The organism is Rothia sp. HMSC071F11 (genome assembly GCF_001809115.1).
Taxonomy (GTDB): Bacteria; Actinomycetota; Actinomycetes; order Actinomycetales; family Micrococcaceae; genus Rothia; species Rothia dentocariosa.
On record NZ_KV795756.1, the window covers coordinates 432,683 to 451,037 of the forward strand.

Sequence of the window (18,355 nt, forward strand, 5' to 3'; positions counted from 1 at the left end):
CACAAGAGCGCCCCTTATGGTTTATGTAACACCTACAATAAATCTTGAAAGTTTCACTACATGAGTTTGCCGCACTTGCACAACAGTGAGTAGGATAAATAAACACATGAGAGTCTCACTCAAGATATCGTGATATCGCAGGTTTTATGGTGATGCGTGGGTCGACGATGATTCTCAATACGTGGAGGGCACGAGGAAGAAGGCAGAAAGATGAGCGCAGCAGGATCTCCCGTAATCCCCGATAACGAAGGCGGCATGCAGACGCAGCCGCCTAAGAAAATTGTGCGTGGCTCTCACCGTGTGATGGCGGCATCCGGACGTGTGCCTAACCGTTTGGTTTTTGGTCGCCGCATGCTTTCAACATCTGGGGGAGCCAACGAAAGCGCGTCCGTACGTTTCTCACCGCTTTTAGCGCCTGTTGTACGCGCCGTGCGGAAATATCACCCCGATGAAGATATTCAAGTTCTGCAGCGTGCCTTTGAAATAGCGAATAAATATCACGAAGGTCAAAAGCGTAAAAGTGGCGATCCGTATATTACCCACCCCGTTGCCGTGACCGCGATTCTTGCTGAAATGGGCGCGACCGGTCCTGTCTTGGCAGCGGGGCTTCTGCATGACACAGTCGAAGACACCGAATACACCATGGAAGAGCTCACAGAGGAGTTCGGCGAAGAGGTTGCTTACCTTGTTGATGGTGTGACAAAGCTCGACAAAATGACTTATGGCGAGCACGCATCCATCGAGACTATTCGCAAACTCGTGCTATCGATGAGTAAAGATATTCGCGTGCTTCTTATCAAACTTGCCGATCGTCTGCACAATGCACGTACTTGGCGTTTTGTGGCTGCAGGGTCGGCGGCGCGGAAAGCTGAAGAAACTCTTAAAATTTATGCTCCGCTGGCCCATCGCTTGGGACTCAACACCATCAAGTGGGAGCTTGAGGACCTGTCATTTGCCGCGATGAGCCCCGAAATATATGCCGAAATTGTGCGTATGGTGGGGGAGCGTACTCCTAAACTTGAAAAATTTCTTGATGAATCACGTAGCAAGATTACAGAGCGTTTAGACTCGGTGGGGCTTGAGGCTACGGTGACGGGCCGCCCGAAGCATTACTATTCCATTCATCAAAAAATGAAAACCAAAGGGCGTAGTTTTGACGAGATTAACGATATTCTCGCGGTGCGCATTATGGTCGAAACGGATGAACAATGTTACACCGTTTTAGGGCATATACTTTCACTCTGGCCTGCTATGCCGGGGCGTTTCAAAGATTATATTAAGAATCCTAAAAATAACAATTATCAATCATTACATTTGACGGTTTATGGGCCGGGTAATTTACCGTTGGAAATTCAAATCCGCACCTATAAGATGCATGAGGAAGCGGAATACGGTGTTGCCGCGCACTGGCGATATAAAGCGGCTTCGCGGGGTGAGAAAATAACCCAGCAGAAACACGAGCCGGGAGCGCATACCTCTGCCATGAATGTGGGGATTTTGCAGTCTATTGCCGAAATCTCTAATTCCAACCCTGAGTCAGATAAATTCTACGAGTCTCTGGCGGAAACTCTCGATACCGATGAGATCGTGGTGCTCACCCCCGACGGTGAAGCAATCGCTCTTCCCGCCGGGTCAACCCCCGTAGATTTTGCTTACGCTATTCACTCTGAAGTGGGGGATCGTACCGTTGGCGCTAAGGTGAATGGGCGCCTAGTGCCACTTCATACAGTGCTGCCCACGGGTTCAACAGTCGAAATTACGACCACCAAAAATGAGGACGCTGGCCCTAGCGAGGACTGGCTCAAATTCGTGCGTTCATCGCGAGCGCGAACAAAGATTCGTCAGCATTTCGCAAAAGAACGCCGTCTTGAGGCTCTGGATCGCGGGCGTGAAGCTCTCACTAAGAGCATGCGCAATAATGAGCTGCCGCTGCAGAAGATGATGAGCCCAGAGCTCATGACGCAGGTAGCTCAACAGCTGCACAAGAATGACGTTGCAACGCTGTACCGAGCAATTGGTGAGAACGAAATATCGCCAAAGCAGGTGATTGACTCTCTTGTCGAGCTCTATAATGGCGACCAGATTGAAGAATCTGAGGTTGAGGTTAGCGACTTTGATGAGACCCTGCTTAAGCAGACTCACCGTGCCGTCAGCGATAACGGCGTGGTCGTTCCAGGTGCCGAGGGCGTGCTGACGAAGATTGCACGATGCTGCACACCGGTTCCGCCCGATGACATCATTGGCATGGTGACTCGGTATAACGGTATTTCAGTACATAGGCGCGACTGCCCCAATATGCGTAATGCCGATGAGGAGCCCCGTATTACCACGGTGGAGTGGGCTTCATCCCCGGACGCCATGTACCGCGTGCAGATTCAGGTGGAGGGCCTGGACCGTAAGGGTCTGCTCAGCGACCTCATCCGAGCTATTTCAGAGGCCGGAGTAAGCATTCTGGATGCGCGCGTGCACACCTCTGAGGATCGTACCGTCATCGACCGGTTTGCGGTTGAGCTAGGGGACAGGTTTATGCTGGAGCATGTCTTGAACGTTGTGCGCAACGTTGCGGGCGTCTATAAGGCGTATCGTCTCACCGGTGCCAAGCCAGCGGCTGCATAGTCTTACAGTAGGTGCGTGAAAATCTGCGCAGGGTGTAAAGCGTGTAAGCAGGGCATAGCTTGGCAGATAAACACAAAAATTCCGGGGTCTCCCGATTGGGAACACCCCGGAATTTTTGTACCTTCGTAAGAAAGGAAGGAACAAGCTTTAGGCGTTGAAACCTTCAAGGGTCGCTGCCCAGGCGCGGCGCGCCTCCAAAGCCTCCTGCGCCTTGGCGATCTTCTTAGCATCGCCGGAGGCCTGTGCTGCCTGTAGCTCAGACTCAAGCTCGGCGAGCGAATCCTGGATCTGGGTGAGCAGCGAGTTTGCGCGGGCTGCCTTAGCGGGATCGTTCTTCTTCCATTTAGCGGCTTCTGCACCGTTGATTTCATCCTGAATCTTACGAAGTTCAGAATCTATACGGCGCAAATCTGCGCGCGGAACTCGACCGGCTGCATCCCAACGATCAAGGATCTTCTCAAAAGCCTTTTTAGCGGCAGAAATGTCGGTTACCGGCAACAGGGCGCGAGCTTCAACTAGGAGAGCCTCTTTAACCTTGAGATTCTCGGCATATGCTTCGTCCTGTTGTGCTTCGGCGGCGTTGCGGGCATCAAAGAAGACATCCTGAGCGGCACGGAAACGCGCCCACAGTTTATCGTCCTCACGGCGAGAACCGCGCGGAACTTCCTTCCAAGCACGCATCAACTTGCCGTATTCACGTGAGGTCTCAGACCAATCGGTTGAAGAAGACAGCTGTTCAGCGCGAGCGATCAACTCTTCCTTCGCGCGTTTGATGCGGGCGTTACGGTCGTCAAGCTGCGAGAAATGCGCCCGACGGTTGCGGTCGAAGGTGGTGCGGGCGGCGCGGAATCGTTTCCACAGCTCGTCTTCAACTGATTTTGCCAAATGAATTTCACGCTGTGCTTGTTTCCACGCATCGAAGAGCTCGTTCATACGGGCATGAGAATTCTTCCAATGGATTTTCTCAACATCCTGAGCCGCAATCTGCTCAGCCTCAGCAACGATCTCTTCGCGCGCCGCCAGAGCACGTTCACGGTTCTCGGCACGTTCCTGCTGCTGAGCCTCGCCCAGCTTAATAATGCGTTCGTTCAATGCGGACAGGCGCTCCTGCAAGCTTGCGTAATCGCCCACCATATTGCGCACACCAATTTGCGCACCGATGGAGGTGATACCCTTTTGCAGATCTGCCGCCGGGGAATTATTCTCAACACGCGATTCGAGCAGAGAGACCTGTGCCTCAACGTTCTCGAACTTGCGGGCGAAATATGCCAGGGCTTCTTCTTCGGATGCACCGGGCAACTGCCCTACGGCGTACTCTTCACCCTCAACAATCACAAAAACATGACCGTCATCGGATACACGACCAAACTTACGTGCCTGCTCAAGGTTTACCTGGGTGTCGTCGGATTTAATAGTCACCGCTATAACTCTCATTCACTAGGGGCATGAAAAACCCATCGGAAGAATAGGCTCTATGTCATGCCGGGGAAACGTCTCATGGCTATAGTCCGAAACATATAGCGCATCTATACAGCATAGCGGGTGTATACGGTTTATACATCCTATAGCGGCATGTGACGCGCCAGAATAGGCGCGAAGTTTTGCGGTTCGCTGTGGGCGCATCCTTGTTATGATTAAAAGGCTGTGCGCGTCACACAATATGGCGCACATCTGATACCACGATTTCAAGGAGAGAAGCATATGGCTCGCAAGGCATCGCTGTCTGGTTTTCCGGAGTATTTACCGGCTGAACGACTTGTTGAGAACCATGTTCTTGACACTCTGCGTAAGACCTTCGAGCTTCACGGTTTTTCTTCGATTGAGACCCGTTCGGTTGAGACTATTGAGCAGCTTCTTCGCAAGGGTGATATTGATAAGGAAGTTTACTCGATCTCTCGCCTGCTGGATGATAACGCCACTAAAGCTAAAGAAAAACTTGCTCTGCATTTCGATCTGACCGTGCCTTTCGCGCGGTACGTGGTTGAGAACGCTGGGTACCTGAATTTCCCGTTCTCTCGCTACCAGATTCAGAAAGTTTGGCGCGGCGAGCGCCCGCAGGAGGGGCGTGCACGCGAGTTTACCCAGGCTGATATTGATGTTGTGGGTGATGGTGAACTGCCTTTCCGCTATGACGTGACCCTCGCTCTCGTTGTCGTGGATGCACTCTCAAAACTTCCTATTCCCGATTTCAAACTTCGGGTGAACAATCGCAAACTTGCGGAGGGTTTTTATCGTGGGCTAGGACTTACCGATACAGCCGCGGTGCTGCGTTCCATTGACAAACTTGAAAAAATTGGTGCGGATGCGGTGGCGCAGGAACTTCAGCGTGAAGCTGGTGCCTCTGAAGAGCAGGCTCAAGCAGCCCTAGAGCTTGCGCAGATTCGTACTGAGGATTCATCTTTTGCGGCTCAGGTCCGTGAACTCGCTGAGCAGTACAAGGTTGAGCATGAACTTCTTGATCGGGGTGTTATCGAGCTTGCCGAAGTTATTGATGAGGCTGCCCGCCGTGCCCCCGGAAAAGTTCTTGCTGATCTCTCTATCGCGCGCGGGCTGGATTATTACACCGGTACCGTATACGAGACTGTGCTTGTGGGGCATGAATCGTTAGGGTCGATTTGTTCGGGCGGTCGGTACGAGTCACTAGCCTCGAACGGGAAGAAAACCTATCCCGGAGTTGGGCTGTCAATTGGGGTAACCCGCCTGGTGGCGCGCATCCTCTCGCAGGGGTTTGCGCAGGCTACCCGTAAGGTTCCCTCTGCGGTATTTATCGCCCTCACTAATGATGAAGGCTGGTCTGCCGCTAATGATGTCGCCGATGCACTCCGGTCGCGCGGTATCGCTTGTGAAGTTTCGGCGAACGCAGCAAAATTTGGTAAGCAAATCAAATATGCTGAAAAACGCGGTATTCCCTTCGTCTGGTTTATTTCGACGGAGGATGACGGCGAGCTGGCGCACGAGGTCAAGGATATTCGTTCGGGGGAACAAGTTGCTGCGGACCCCGCGATCTGGATGCCGCCAGAAGAAGACCTGAACGTGCGTGTAGTGCCTGCCGAGAGCATCGGCTCATAAAATATTGCGGGTGTCGCCACACTATAGTGAGTGGCGGCATTACAATGGGAAAATGCGCACGCAGTGTGCGTATCTTAAAAATCAAGCGCATGCACCCGGCTACTGTCTATAGTCGTGAGGTGCCTGCAATGAAAGGAATGCAGTGCTTCGCACCCATACCAATGGCGAGCTCACCGCCGCCAACATCGGAGAAACCGTAACCCTCACCGGCTGGGTAGCTCGTCGTCGTGACCACGGCGGCGTAGCTTTCGTCGATTTGCGTGATCGCGCGGGCGTTACCCAATGCGTGTTCCATAACGAAGATGATTTTGAGCACCTACGCAATGAGTACGTTCTGCGTGTAACCGGTCAGGTGACCAAGCGCCCTGAGGGAAATGAAAACCCGAATCTTGCAACCGGCGAAATTGAGGTTGAAGTTTCTGCGGTCGAGGTTCTTAATACTGCGGCACCGCTTCCATTCCAGATTGACGAGCATGTTGAAGTTGGTGAAGAGGCGCGTCTGCGCTACCGTTATCTCGATCTTCGCCGCCCCGAACCCGCTCGCATCATGCGCCTGCGTTCCGACGCTAACCGCGCGGCACGCAACCTGCTTGCTGATGACGGTTATCTAGAGGTTGAAACCCCCACTCTTACCCGATCAACACCCGAAGGTGCCCGTGACTTCCTGGTTCCTGCGCGTTTGGCACCTGGTTCTTGGTATGCGTTGCCGCAGTCACCCCAGCTATTTAAACAGCTCCTGCAGGTGGGCGGCATTGAAAAGTACTACCAGATTGCTCGATGCTACCGCGATGAGGACTTCCGTGCGGACCGTCAGCCTGAGTTCACTCAGCTCGATATTGAGGCATCCTTCGTAGATCAGGACGACATTATTGACTTGGGCGAACGCATTGTCGAGGCTGTCTGGAACCTGATTGATGTGCAGATTCCCCGTCCTATTCGCCGTATGACCTATACCGAAGCGATGGAGAAATACGGTACCGACAAGCCAGATCTGCGTTTTGGTCTTGAGCTGACCGAACTTACCGATTATTTTGCCAACACCACTTTCCGGGTGTTTAAGGCTCCCTACGTGGGTGCCGTGGTGATGCCCGGCGGTGCTTCTCAGCCGCGCCGCACCCTGGATGCATGGCAGGAATGGGCAAAGCAGCGCGGTGCGAAGGGCCTGGCCTATGTACTCGTGCAGGAAGACGGCGAACTGACTGGTCCTGTTGCGAAGAATATCACTGATGAGGAACGTGCAGGTCTTGCTGCAGCAACCGGCGCCAACCCCGGGGACTGCATCTTCTTCGCCGCCGGTGAAGCTAAACAGGCGCGTGCTCTGCTGGGCGCTGCCCGTGTTGAGATCGGTCACCGTACCGGCCTTATCAAGGACGGCGAGTGGTCGTTCCTGTGGGTTGTGGATGCGCCTCTCTTCGAGTCTGCCGCAGAGGCCACCGAGTCAGGAGATGTCGCGCTGGGGCACTCAGCATGGACTGCCGTGCACCACGCCTTCACGGCGCCAAAACCCGAGTTCTTGGATACCTTCGACAAGGACCCCGGTTCGGCGCTGGCATACGCCTATGATATTGTCTGCAATGGTAACGAGATCGGTGGCGGTTCTATCCGTATCCACCGCCGTGACGTGCAGGAACGTGTTTTTGCGGTCATGGGAATTGGCGAGGAAGAAGCACAGGAGAAGTTCGGCTTCTTGCTGGACGCCTTCAAGTACGGCGCACCTCCGATGGGCGGTATCGCATTTGGATGGGATCGCATTATCTCGCTTCTTGCGGGGGTAGATTCAATTCGCGAGGTTATTGCCTTCCCGAAGACCGGTAACGGCTATGACCCGCTGACTGCCGCACCCGCGCCGATTACGCCGCAGCAGCGCAAGGAAGCAGGCGTTGATTTCAAGCCGAAGAAGGACGACGAGAAGTAGTTCTTGCTTGAAAGCCTCGGTGCGTGATCGCTGAGAGGAAAGCGGGCTGTAGATACACCACGGTGTATATGCAGCCCGCTTTCGTCGTTTCGGTGCGTATTCGTGTATGGGTTAGCTATTCTGGAAAGAGTCCTCGTACGAAAGGGAGGAGCTATGCGCATCCTCATGACAGGCGCCAGTGGCAGCGGTAAAACCACATTTGCCGGAAGACTTGGCGCGATTTTAGGCATACCGCATACCGAAATGGATTCTTTGCACTGGGGCGAGAACTGGACGCCCCGCCCCAGTTTTGAAGCAGATGTGGATGAGCTCGCGGCGCAGGATTCGTGGATTACAGAATGGCAGTATTCGCAGGTACGTGAGCGTCTTCTAGAGCGTGCTGATACCGTCATTTACCTGCATTATCCGAGATGGTTTGTTGAGCAGCGGGTTATTCGAAGAACCCTACACCGGGCAGTGACTCGTGAAAAACTCTGGGCGGGAAATACTGAGCCGCCCCTGTGGAGCGTTTTTACCGACCCCGAAAATATGATTCGCTACACCTGGAGCAGCTACCCTAAATATGCGCCTCTGATGGCCGAAGCACGCAGAAATCACCCTGACAAACGATATATCGAATTCCGAACACCCCGTGAAGCAGAGAAATTTCTGCAAGCGGTACAGCTTCGCGGAAGTATCTGAACGTCTTATAAACATTGAAAGGCAGAGCATACCCATGCGAGTTATTTTGCAGCGTGTAAGCCGCGCATCCGTGCGTGTAGAGAATAAAATCGTTGGGGTGATTGAAGAAACCGGGTATCTTGCACTCGTCGGTATTACCCATGAGGACGGCGAGGCCCAACTGGCGAAAATGGCGGATAAGACCGCTAACCTGCGCCTTTTTGATGGCGAAAAATCCGCGCTTGAGGTTGATGCGCCCGTTCTCGCCGTTAGTCAATTCACGCTCTACGGAGATGCGAAAAAAGGCAGGCGCCCGTCGTGGTCGAAAGCGGCTCCGGGCGCTGTCAGCGAGCCGATTTTTGAGGCTTTTGTCCAGAAGCTTCGCGCTATCGGGCTCCGTGTTGAAACAGGAGTTTTCGGCGCCGATATGCAGGTTGAACTCGTTAATGACGGACCGGTAACCCTCATTCTCGATAGCGAAACCCTCTAGATACCGCGTGTACGCACGGTAGAGTTGAAATATGGCAGATTCGCTTTTTGACCTTGACCTTCCAGACGACGAAGATCGCGTAAAATTTGCGTCCACACCGTCTTCACGTACCGCATCCCAAGCACCCTTGGCAGTACGTATGCGCCCGCGTCACGTCGATGAAGTTTTTGGACAAGCCCATCTGCTGACCCCAGGGTCTCCGCTTCGTGTGCTTGCTGGTGCCGATAAGTCTGGACCAGCAGGACCTTCATCTGTTATTTTATACGGCCCTCCCGGCACCGGGAAAACCACATTGGCGCATGTCATCGCACGTGCGCCGGGGCGTAAATTCGTCGAACTTTCCGCTATTACCGCCGGAGTTAAAGACGTTCGCGCTGTTATGGACCAAGCACTTTTAGACCGTGACATGTACGGCACCACAACAGTGCTTTTTCTTGACGAGATTCACCGGTTTACGAAGGCTCAACAAGATGCGCTGTTGCCCGGAGTCGAAAACCGCTGGGTTATTCTTGTGGCGGCAACGACGGAAAATCCCTCGTTCAGCGTGATTTCGCCTCTTCTTTCACGTTCACTTTTGCTCCGGGTGCATTCTTTGGAGCCAGCCGATATTGAGTCTTTAATTAACCGAGCGCTCGAAGACCCTCGCGGGTTCAACGGTGCTGCTGTGATTGATGAAGATGCTCGTGCCCACCTTGCCGCAGTCTCCGGTGGCGATGCACGCCGCTCGCTGACTTCTTTAGAAGCGGCCGCCGCCATAGCCTTCAGCGAGCATGAACAGGTCGAATCCCCGGATGAGAACGCGGAATCTGGGGGAGAGGTAAACCCTAGAGAACCCGTGCGCATTACTCTGGCACATGCCCAGGAAGCTGTTGACCGTGCTGCCGTTCGCTACGATAAAGGCGGCGATCAGCACTACGACGTGATTAGCGCCTTCATTAAATCTATACGCGGTTCCGATGCTGATGCCGCCGTCCACTATCTAGCGCGCATGCTCGAAGGCGGCGAAGACCCACGCTTTGTGGCGCGGCGCATTATGATTGCGGCGAGTGAAGATATCGGTCTTGCCGATCCGCAGGCGCTTCAAGTAGCGACCGCCGCCGCCCAGTCGGTGGCGTTGGTCGGCATGCCAGAGGCACGTATTATTCTGTCGCAGGCGGTGATCTACTGTGCCTTAGCGCCCAAATCAAATGCGGCATATGTGGCTATTAATAAGGCAATAGCGGATGTACGATCTGGGCTTTCGGGGCAGGTTCCAGCTCATCTTCGAGACGCCCACTATGCGGCCGCCGCCAATTTGGGACACGGCGACGGATATATTTATGCGCACGATGAGCCGGGGCATGTGGCGGCTCAACAGTATTTGCCGGATACCTTGCGGGATAAGGTCTACTACGAGCCGACTCAGTATGGATTTGAACGAACCCTGGCTGAACGGCGCGAACGTATCCGAGAAATTCTGAATCGAGCCGATAGCTAACCGAACAGAAAAGCGGTATGCACCACCTCGGCCGTGGTGTATACCGCTAGAGTGAGATGTGATAGATAAACTCCGAATGCGCACCAGACTCTTATGAGCCCGGAAGTCGGTCGCACATCCGGTGTACTGCCTTTATTCTATGACATGGTAAAGATTCGGTAAAGGAACTTCTGTCATAAAGTTTTGAGGGAGTGTCATAATGTGTTCTTGCGCATGGTTGAGAACACAAAATTTGTGCGGTACTCAGCTAGATTCTGAATGCGAACCACGGTAGACTTGATGGGTCTGGCAGTCTCGTTATACCCACTATATAGCGCAGTATATTGTGTTTTGGTTTAGGAATAACGCTGACGTAGTGCTGGGGTACTCTGCCCCAAACTCTCCGCCCCACCACCCGGTGCGGGTAAACCGAGGAGGCCAGCTCCAAAAAGATAAGAGCCCTTAGCGTGAATACATGAGGGTTCTGCACTATGAAAGGTAATTGTGGCTAAAAATAACCGCACCCGCCGTACCGTGCGTCAGTCCCGTGCTTTGGGCATCGCACTGACCCCGAAGGCAGAAAAGTACCTTGAGCGCCGTCCTTACGGCCCCGGTCAGCATGGTCGTGCCCGCAAGAAGGCTGATTCTAACTATGCTACCCAGCTGAAGGAAAAGCAGCGTTTGCGCGCTCAGTACAACATTCGTGAGGCACAGATGCGCCGCGCATACCTTGAAGCAAAGCGTGTCGAGGGTCAGACCGGTAAGAACCTGGTTGAGCACCTTGAGACCCGTCTTGACGCTCTGGTTCTGCGTTCGGGCTTTGCTCGCACCATTGCACAGGCTCGTCAGATGGTTGTACACCGTCACATTATGGTTGACGGTGTGCGCGTGGATCGTCCTTCGTTCCGTGTTAAGCCCGGCCAGCTGATTCACGTTCACCCGAAGTCTGAGAAGACCACTCCTTTCCAGGTCGCAGCTGCGGGCGAGAACCAGGCAGTTCTGCCTGAGGTTCCGGCATACCTGAACGTCGAAATCGAGAAGCTGCACGCTAAGCTCGAACGCGCCCCCAAGCGCGAAGAGATCCCTGTGGTCTGCGATGAGCAGCTGGTTGTTGAGTACTACTCACGCCTAGCATAATCTCGAATTTTCGAGAAGGTAACCCCTACCTACGGTTCGGCTGTAGGAGGGGTTATTTTTATTGCATGATGTCTTGTGAGCTATTACCGGTTTAATAGACGGTACAACATTTATTGAAGGTGTTTACTTGCTTCGGAACCCAAAATCCAGGTCGGTGGTGTATGACTAAACCTGAGGATTATTCCTCAATGTTGTTGCATCTTATGCATGTCTTATAGAGTTTGATGAGGGTAATAAACGTGGAATCTGAACTGTAACGAGATGCCGCAGTAAGTGTAAATTTTTTATAAAACCCCTGGTAGAGCTGTATATTTTGACGACAAGCGGCGTTCAAAATGGGCATGCACAAGGTTTTTCATTTATGATGGAGTAAGCCGTGGGTACGGTTTTTCTGTGTGCTCGCTTCAAAGCTCGTTTCTCGCGGGCGCCCACTGTGTTTTACTGGTTGATATAGGAAAGAGGTCGTGATGAGTGGTGGAGACATTGCAGGTCTGATAGCTGCCGGTGTTTTCGCAATTCTTGTGGCGTTACTTGCTTTACCTATTATTCGCCTGACTAAAGTTTTCGATGAACTTATCGTGACCATTCGTTCACTCAACCAGAGCACATCGCCTTTGATCGACGAAGTTACTAAAACAGTCGTTACCACGAATGAGCAGCTTGAGAAGGTAGACGGTATCACCTCTAACGTATCCGATGCTTCCGCGAACGTTTCTGCCCTGTCTTCTTTGGTGACCTCAACTGTGGGGCAGCCCCTTATTAAAGTTGCTTCGTTCTCATACGGTGTCCGTCAGGCATTCCGCGGTAAGAAGCCTGGTGACGACGATCGTGCAGCTGGTACTTCACAGGGAGGTGAACAGTAATTGGGTTTATTTCGGTCAGTTCTTCTTGTGGGAGCGGGCGCAGCGGTAGGCTATTTCGCGTCAAAACGTGCCAGCGCATCGCCCGAAAAGAAAACAGGCGCTCTTGTTCAGTACCAACAGGGTACACTCGCTCTTAACCCGGAGTCACAGGTGGGAAAGTTTTTCGATTCACCCGTTGGTAAGCCTCTTCAACCCTATGCGCTTAAAGCTGTCGAATTTGCTGCGCGTGTTCGTGAAGGCATGCAGGAAAAAGAAGCTGAACTTCATGCTAAAGTTGAGCGACAGAAACAGGATATACGTCCTGGTTCTATAGATACCTGGGACCGTCAGATGAGTGAGCAAGAAATTGCTTCCACAAATCGGGCTGCTGCCGAGCGGGAACTGCTCGACGTGGAATCGCGGATTGCCGCTACAGAGGAGGAACTTCGCTCCGCCCGCATCCAACGTGACCGAGAGCTGGGTGAAGATTTCTTTAACTAGCCGGTACTGTAACGTAGCCGTAATGACGGCATGACGAACTTGATAGATTTCGTAGAATTTCACACAGAATTGTCTAAGGAAAGCGATGCTCTCACAGGAAATTTCTAAGCGTTGGATCGAATTTTTCGAGAAGCGCGGACATACCGTGGTGCCTTCTGCATCACTCATCTCAAACGAACCCGGTGCCATGTTTACCATTGCCGGTATGGTGCCCTTTATCCCTTATTTTCTTGGACGAGAGACCCCTCCGTTCTCGCGTGCAACAAGCGTTCAGAAGTGTATTCGTACCCTCGACATTGAAGAAGTAGGTAAGACCGCCCGTCATGGCACCTTCTTCCAGATGGCGGGTAACTTTTCATTCGGTGACTATTTCAAAGAGCAAGCTATTCCTTTCGCCTACGAACTACTCACCGCTAGCCAGGATAAAGGCGGTTACGGGTTAGATCCGGAACGTCTGTGGGTGACCATTTACGAAGGAGACAATGAAGCCTTCGACGTATGGACTAAAACCGTAGGATTCCCAGAAGAACGTATTCAACGCATGGGCATGAAGGAAAACTACTGGTCTACAGGTCAGCCTGGTCCTGCAGGCCCCGATTCCGAAATTTTCTACGACCGCGGACCCGCATACGGCAAAGAAGGCGGTCCGGCGGTAGATGACGATCGCTATATTGAGATCTGGAACCTTGTGTTCATGCAGTATCAGCGTGGTGAAGGGATCGGTAAGGAAGACTTCGAGATTCTGGGTGAATTGCCCAAGAAGAATATCGATACCGGTTTAGGCGTTGAGCGTTTGGCGATGCTTCTGCAGGGTGTTGAAAACTTCTACGAAACCGATCAGGTGCGCCCGGTACTTGACGCCGCTTCGAAGCTCTCCGGGAAAAAATACCACGGCTCTGAATCTCCCGAAGATCCGGGGTATGAAGACGATGTGCGCATGCGTGTGGTCGCGGACCATATTCGCTCTTCTCTCATGCTGATTGCCGATGGTGTGACTCCCTCCAACGAAGGACGCGGCTATATTCTACGCCGCCTGATGCGCCGCGCTATTCGTGCGATGCGTCTGCTGGGCGTTACTGAACCGTGCCTGCCTATCCTATTCCCCGCTTCTCGCGATGCGATGGCTGGTGCTTTCCCCTACGTGGCGGATGATTTCGAGCGTATTTCCCGCATCGCTTATGCCGAGGAAAAGGCATTTTTGCATACGATTGAAACCGGCACCGAGCGTTTGGAAGAAGCCGTTGCTACGGCTAAGAAAGACGGGTCAAACTCTGTTTCTGGGGCAGAAGCATTTGCGCTGCACGATACCTACGGATTCCCAATCGACCTGACCCTTGAAATGGCCGCTGAAGCAGGCGTAAAGGTTGATGAGAAGGCGTTCCGCGAACTGATGGCTGAGCAGCGTCACCGTGCTCAGGCTGATGCTAAGGCTAAAAAAGGTTCTTTCGCAGATCTCTCTGAGCTTCGTAAGCTCGTGGATGAACGTGGTTCTATCTTTACCGGGTACACCGAACTTCGCACTGAGACTCATCTTCGTGCTTTGCTGAAGGATGGGGTTTCCGTTCCCGTAGCTAAAGCGGGCGATAAGATTGAGGTTGTTTTGGATGAAACCCCGTTCTATGCGGAGGGCGGCGGACAGGCAGCTGATACCGGCGTGATTACTGGAAACGGTTTCGTGATTGATGTTCAGGACGTGCAGCAGCCTGTCAAGGGTTTGAGTGTTCACCGCGCCGTTGTTCGTGAAGGTGAAGCGCATCCGGGCGCTGAAGTTGTGGCGCAGGTTGATGTGCAGCGACGTCGAGATGGTGAAAAAGCCCATTCGGGTACCCATATTGTTCATGCGGCTTTGCACCAGGTATTGGGTAATGAAGCAACTCAGCGTGGTTCCTTCAATAAGGAAGGCTACCTGCGTTTTGACTTCGCATGGGGTGAGAGCCTATCTGACTCCGCTAAGCGTGAAGTCGAAGAGGTAGCAAACCTCGCTATCCGGGATAATCACGAAGTTATTGCGCGTGAGATGCCTCTTGCCGAGGCTAAAGCCCTAGGCGCTATGAGCCTCTTCGGCGAGAAGTATGGCAACATCGTGCGTATGGTCGAAATCGGTGGAGAGTTCTCGCGTGAGCTTTGTGGCGGCACCCACGTAGGAACTTCATCTGAAATTGGTTCTCTGACTCTGCTCACTGAACAGTCTGTGGGCTCGGGTAACCGCCGCGTTGAGGCACTGGTCGGTATGAATTCTTTCGAGCATCTTGCCGCTGAGCGTACCCTAGTCAATCAGCTGACCGGCATGATGAAAGTGCAGTCCTCGGCTGAACTACCCGAGAAAATAAACCAGACGTTGGCGAAACTAAAGTCAGCTGAGAAAGAACTTGAAAAGCTGCGCCGCGAGAAGCTTCAGGCTGAGGCTGGTAAGCTTTTAGAAAACGCGCAAACCATCGGCAGCGTACGAGTTCTTACACATCATGCGGGAGAGCTGGACGCCAACGGTGTTCGTTCGCTAGCGTTAGATTTACGTTCACGCTTCGGCTCTGAAGCTGCCGTTGTGGCGGTGACTGGCGTGGCCAATGGTCGCCCGGTTATTCTTGTCGCCACAAATGAAGGTGCCCGTGAAGCTGGCATTAAAGCCGGTGCCTTGGTGCGACTCGCAGCAGGTATACTCGGCGGCGGTGGCGGCGGCAAGGACGATGTTGCACAGGGCGGCGGACAGGATGCTTCGAAGGTTTCAGAAGCACTGGATGCTATCCGCAACGCGATAGCGCAGGCATAACTTGACTGAATTTCAACGAGGAGTACGGATGGGTGTTGACGTGGGTAATGCCCGCGTTGGCACGTCATTGAGCGACCCAGACGGCATTCTGGCGACTCCGCTCAAGACACTCCGTCGTGACAGCAAGAAGAACTCGGACCGTCGAGTTCTCCGCAAACTTGTGGAGGTTAACGACGTGAAAGAGATCTTTGTGGGGCTTCCCAAAACCATGCGGGGAGGAGAGTCGGACTCCACCCGCATGGCACGGGATTACGCCCACGCTTTGCGCTCCGAATTGGATGCAGAAGGAAATACACACATCAACATTTGGCTGGTCGATGAGCGTCTCACCACGGTGAGTGCGCATCGTTCCCTCCACGAGGCTGGTGTATCCAGCCGAAATTTCAAGACTATGGTTGACCAGGTTGCTGCTGTTAACATATTGCAGTACAGTCTGGATGCTCTTAAAGCTGGGCAAGCTGTCGCTGGATATCTGGTGCATGAATCACCTCGCGAAGATTCCCATCTGCAAGAGACTATAGACGGCCCCGTCAACGAAACGGAGAACCTTCAGTGACCGAAGAACCTACAAAACAGCGGACGCGAGAGAGTAGCTTAAGCGAGCTTCTCAGTCCGACACTCGCCGAAAGCCAGGCTGGCATTCGCGGTATCACCCTTGAGGATGAGGTGGTAACCGCTAGGGAGCTACGCGCGCGTAAGCGTCGCCGCCACACCATCATGGCAACAGCTTTGAGCGTCTTTGCCGTGGTACTTATTGTGCTTGGGGTGGTCTTCGTGCAGCGTTACGACATTAACCCCTTCAAAAATCGTGACTACTCGGGATCGGGAAATGGCGAGCCGGTAAGCTTCACGATTGAGCAGGGTGAGAGTACCGCGCAGATTGCGCAGGCGCTCAAAGAAAAAGACATTATTGCCGATCCTGGCAAGTTCATTGACGTGTACCAGAAAGAGGCTAACGGTAAAACTCTTAAAGCTGGTACCTATGAGTTGCAGAAGCAAATGAGCAGCTCTTCGGTCGTGAAGAACCTGGTAGATAGCGATAATAATATTTTCTATATCGCGGTTCAGCAGGGTAAGCGCATGAACGAGACGGTCGATATTATCGCTAAAGCTACCGAAGGCAAGATAAGCCGTCGTGATATTGAGGCTGCTATGTCTCACCCTGAAGAATACGGTATCCCGAAGAACTTCCCCTCAATGGAAGGCTGGCTGCACCCGGGCGAATACCGAATTCCGAAGGAAGGAACCGACGCCAAGAAAATCATTGAGGCTATGGTTTCGCGAACAAAGGCTGATCTGCAGGAAGCAGGAGTTAGCGGAGACCAACGAACCTTTGAGGTCCTGACTAAGGCTTCTATCGTGGAGCTTGAAGCACAGCCTAAGGACTATGTGGCCGTTGCGGGCATTATCAATAACCGCCTTAATAACCCCAAGGGTGAGACTAACGGTTTGATTCAGTCCGATGCTACCGTGACCTATGGCTTGGGTGTACGTTCATATCACCTCACGGAAGAGCAAAAGGCTGATAAGAATAATAAGTACAACACCTATGCGAATACGGGGCTGCCTGCAGGCCCGATTGCATCGCCAGGGTTGTCCTCAATCAAAGCGGTAGCAAATCCCGAGAACAACCCGTACTACTACTGGGTAACGGTTGACCTTGATACGGGTGAGACGAAGTACTCGCGCACCTACAAGGAACACCAGAAGTACGTTGACGAGTACAACCAGTGGTGTGAGGAACACTCAGGTCGCTGTAAGTAAGATACTGCGTGGTCAGTACTGAGGCACCGTATTTGTAGGTTCTGTACGGTTCTTCGTAAGACGGAATGGATGTTCCTTCCACTAAACTGGAAGGAGCATCCGTTTCGTTTATGTGTGTAAACTGACGGACAACCTAAATGGCATCGCGTGGGAAGGGAATACCATGACTAAAGCAGCGGCAGCACGACGAGCCTATGTGCTGGGCCATCCTATAGCGCATTCGCTCTCGCCAGTTTTACATACCGCTGCGTACCAGGTACTCAAAGAGAACATTACGTATGCCCGTCGTGACACACTCTCCGCGGATCTTCCGGCTCTCATGGACGAGGCAGAGGCTGGAGAAGCAATCTGCGGGTTTTCGGTCACGATGCCGCTTAAGACCGATATTATTCGGTATCTGCACTCAACAACCGCATTGGCTCGGGTGACTGGGGCGGTTAACACCGTTTTCTGGAGAAAGACAGAAGATACCGAAGCGCCGTTGCCGCATGGCCATAATACAGATGTCGGCGGCATCGTCAATGCACTTCTACATGCTGGGCTTGAAACTCACCAAGCAACAACACAACCGGCTATCCTGGGCGGCGGGGCAACCGCTATTTCTGCTCTAGCCGCCTTACATCGTTTGGGGTACACTCGTGTGACGGTGTACGCGCGTTCACTGCATAAGCTCTCTGCCATATATGACGCAGCAAAACGTCTGAGTCTTGAGGTCCAGGCAGAGCCTCTTACCCGGTTTCCGGAAGACTGCGCCGCGTATTACCCGGTGATCTCGACTCTCCCCGCTCATGCTGCAGATGATTTTACTGAAAACATACACAAGGTCTACCCGTACGCTGTTCTACTGGATGTAGCTTATGATCCGTGGCCGTCTCAGCTAGCGCAGATTTGGGAGCGGCGCGGCGGGTGCGTCGTATCAGGCCTTGAAATGCTTCTCTATCAGGCTCTCGACCAGGTGCGCGTTTTTACCGGGCATGCTACAGATCAGCGTCTCCCGCACGAGCTTGATGTGCTCAATGCGATGTGTGCCGCTGTCAATCTTGCTCCGCGTGAACAGCTTCCTGACATTGTGCGCTAAAAGAGACGTTAGAATTTATATACAGATTCAAACTTTGACGGTGCCGGAACTCTCAGGACG

At 53.0% G+C, this 18,355-nt stretch carries 14 protein-coding genes; 13 read left to right on the plus strand and 1 reads right to left on the minus strand.

Annotated features, from left to right (window positions below; genetic code table 11):
• The first annotated feature begins 210 nt into the window (after positions 1 to 210).
• Positions 211 to 2,616, plus strand: coding sequence for a RelA/SpoT family protein (locus HMPREF2554_RS06300; RefSeq protein ID WP_013399135.1), 2,406 nt, complete (start codon positions 211 to 213; stop codon positions 2,614 to 2,616).
• Between the two features lie 147 nt (positions 2,617 to 2,763).
• Here the strand turns inward: HMPREF2554_RS06300 and HMPREF2554_RS06305 are convergent, their stop codons facing one another.
• Positions 2,764 to 4,035: a DUF349 domain-containing protein gene (locus HMPREF2554_RS06305; RefSeq protein WP_238382381.1), complete on the minus strand. Its 1,272-nt coding sequence runs from the start codon at positions 4,033 to 4,035 to the stop codon at positions 2,764 to 2,766.
• A 282-nt stretch (positions 4,036 to 4,317) separates the two neighbouring features.
• On the opposite strand from HMPREF2554_RS06305, the gene hisS reads away from it, so the two are divergent.
• From hisS to HMPREF2554_RS06365, 12 genes are all read left to right on the plus strand, one after another.
• A complete protein-coding gene (gene hisS, locus HMPREF2554_RS06310) occupies positions 4,318 to 5,685 on the plus strand; it encodes a histidine--tRNA ligase (protein ID WP_013399133.1) in 1,368 nt (455 codons plus the stop codon).
• Between the two features lie 142 nt (positions 5,686 to 5,827).
• Positions 5,828 to 7,600 carry an aspartate--tRNA ligase gene (gene aspS, locus HMPREF2554_RS06315; protein WP_013399132.1) on the plus strand — a complete coding sequence of 591 codons (1,773 nt, stop codon included), beginning with the start codon at positions 5,828 to 5,830 and terminating at the stop codon, positions 7,598 to 7,600.
• A 165-nt stretch (positions 7,601 to 7,765) separates the two neighbouring features.
• Positions 7,766 to 8,281: a P-loop NTPase family protein gene (locus HMPREF2554_RS06320; protein WP_246826024.1), complete on the plus strand. Its 516-nt coding sequence runs from the start codon at positions 7,766 to 7,768 to the stop codon at positions 8,279 to 8,281.
• 34 nt (positions 8,282 to 8,315) lie between these two features.
• Positions 8,316 to 8,750, plus strand: a complete 435-nt coding sequence (dtd, locus tag HMPREF2554_RS06325) for a D-aminoacyl-tRNA deacylase (RefSeq protein WP_013399130.1) — start codon at positions 8,316 to 8,318, stop codon at positions 8,748 to 8,750.
• 31 nt (positions 8,751 to 8,781) lie between these two features.
• Positions 8,782 to 10,227, plus strand: a complete 1,446-nt coding sequence (locus HMPREF2554_RS06330; RefSeq protein WP_013399129.1) for a replication-associated recombination protein A — start codon at positions 8,782 to 8,784, stop codon at positions 10,225 to 10,227.
• Positions 10,228 to 10,710: 483 nt separating this feature from the next.
• A complete protein-coding gene (gene rpsD, locus HMPREF2554_RS06335; protein ID WP_004004741.1) occupies positions 10,711 to 11,343 on the plus strand; it encodes a 30S ribosomal protein S4 in 633 nt (210 codons plus the stop codon).
• A gap of 467 nt (positions 11,344 to 11,810) precedes the next feature.
• Positions 11,811 to 12,206, plus strand: coding sequence for a DUF948 domain-containing protein (locus tag HMPREF2554_RS06340; protein ID WP_004004740.1), 396 nt, complete (start codon positions 11,811 to 11,813; stop codon positions 12,204 to 12,206).
• Positions 12,207 to 12,686, plus strand: coding sequence for a hypothetical protein (locus HMPREF2554_RS06345; RefSeq protein WP_004004738.1), 480 nt, complete (start codon positions 12,207 to 12,209; stop codon positions 12,684 to 12,686).
• Between the two features lie 85 nt (positions 12,687 to 12,771).
• Positions 12,772 to 15,453, plus strand: coding sequence for an alanine--tRNA ligase (alaS, locus tag HMPREF2554_RS06350; RefSeq protein WP_013399126.1), 2,682 nt, complete (start codon positions 12,772 to 12,774; stop codon positions 15,451 to 15,453).
• A 28-nt stretch (positions 15,454 to 15,481) separates the two neighbouring features.
• Entirely contained in the window at positions 15,482 to 16,009 is a 528-nt protein-coding gene (gene ruvX / locus HMPREF2554_RS06355) for a Holliday junction resolvase RuvX (RefSeq protein ID WP_013399125.1), read from the plus strand.
• Positions 16,006 to 17,217, plus strand: a complete 1,212-nt coding sequence (gene mltG, locus HMPREF2554_RS06360) for an endolytic transglycosylase MltG (RefSeq protein WP_004004734.1) — start codon at positions 16,006 to 16,008, stop codon at positions 17,215 to 17,217. The genes ruvX and mltG overlap by 4 nt, the downstream gene beginning before the upstream one ends.
• A 163-nt stretch (positions 17,218 to 17,380) precedes the next feature.
• The gene (locus HMPREF2554_RS06365; RefSeq protein ID WP_041321794.1) at positions 17,381 to 18,295 is read left to right on the plus strand and encodes a shikimate dehydrogenase family protein; all 915 of its coding nucleotides are present in this window, start codon (positions 17,381 to 17,383) and stop codon (positions 18,293 to 18,295) included.
• Positions 18,296 to 18,355 lie beyond the last annotated feature (60 nt).

Bases quoted from the DNA above. Each gene is read 5' to 3' on its own strand.
- ruvX (WP_013399125.1), top strand. From the start codon at position 15,482: ATGGGTGTTGACGTGGGTAATGCCCGCGTTGGCACGTCATTGAGCGAC.
- HMPREF2554_RS06365 (WP_041321794.1), top strand. From the start codon at position 17,381: ATGACTAAAGCAGCGGCAGCACGACGAGCCTATGTGCTGGGCCATCCT.
- dtd (WP_013399130.1), top strand. From the start codon at position 8,316: ATGCGAGTTATTTTGCAGCGTGTAAGCCGCGCATCCGTGCGTGTAGAG.
- hisS (WP_013399133.1), top strand. From the start codon at position 4,318: ATGGCTCGCAAGGCATCGCTGTCTGGTTTTCCGGAGTATTTACCGGCT.
- HMPREF2554_RS06300 (WP_013399135.1), top strand. From the start codon at position 211: ATGAGCGCAGCAGGATCTCCCGTAATCCCCGATAACGAAGGCGGCATG.
- HMPREF2554_RS06320 (WP_246826024.1), top strand. From the start codon at position 7,766: ATGACAGGCGCCAGTGGCAGCGGTAAAACCACATTTGCCGGAAGACTT.
- alaS (WP_013399126.1), top strand. From the start codon at position 12,772: ATGCTCTCACAGGAAATTTCTAAGCGTTGGATCGAATTTTTCGAGAAG.
- HMPREF2554_RS06340 (WP_004004740.1), top strand. From the start codon at position 11,811: ATGAGTGGTGGAGACATTGCAGGTCTGATAGCTGCCGGTGTTTTCGCA.
- HMPREF2554_RS06330 (WP_013399129.1), top strand. From the start codon at position 8,782: ATGGCAGATTCGCTTTTTGACCTTGACCTTCCAGACGACGAAGATCGC.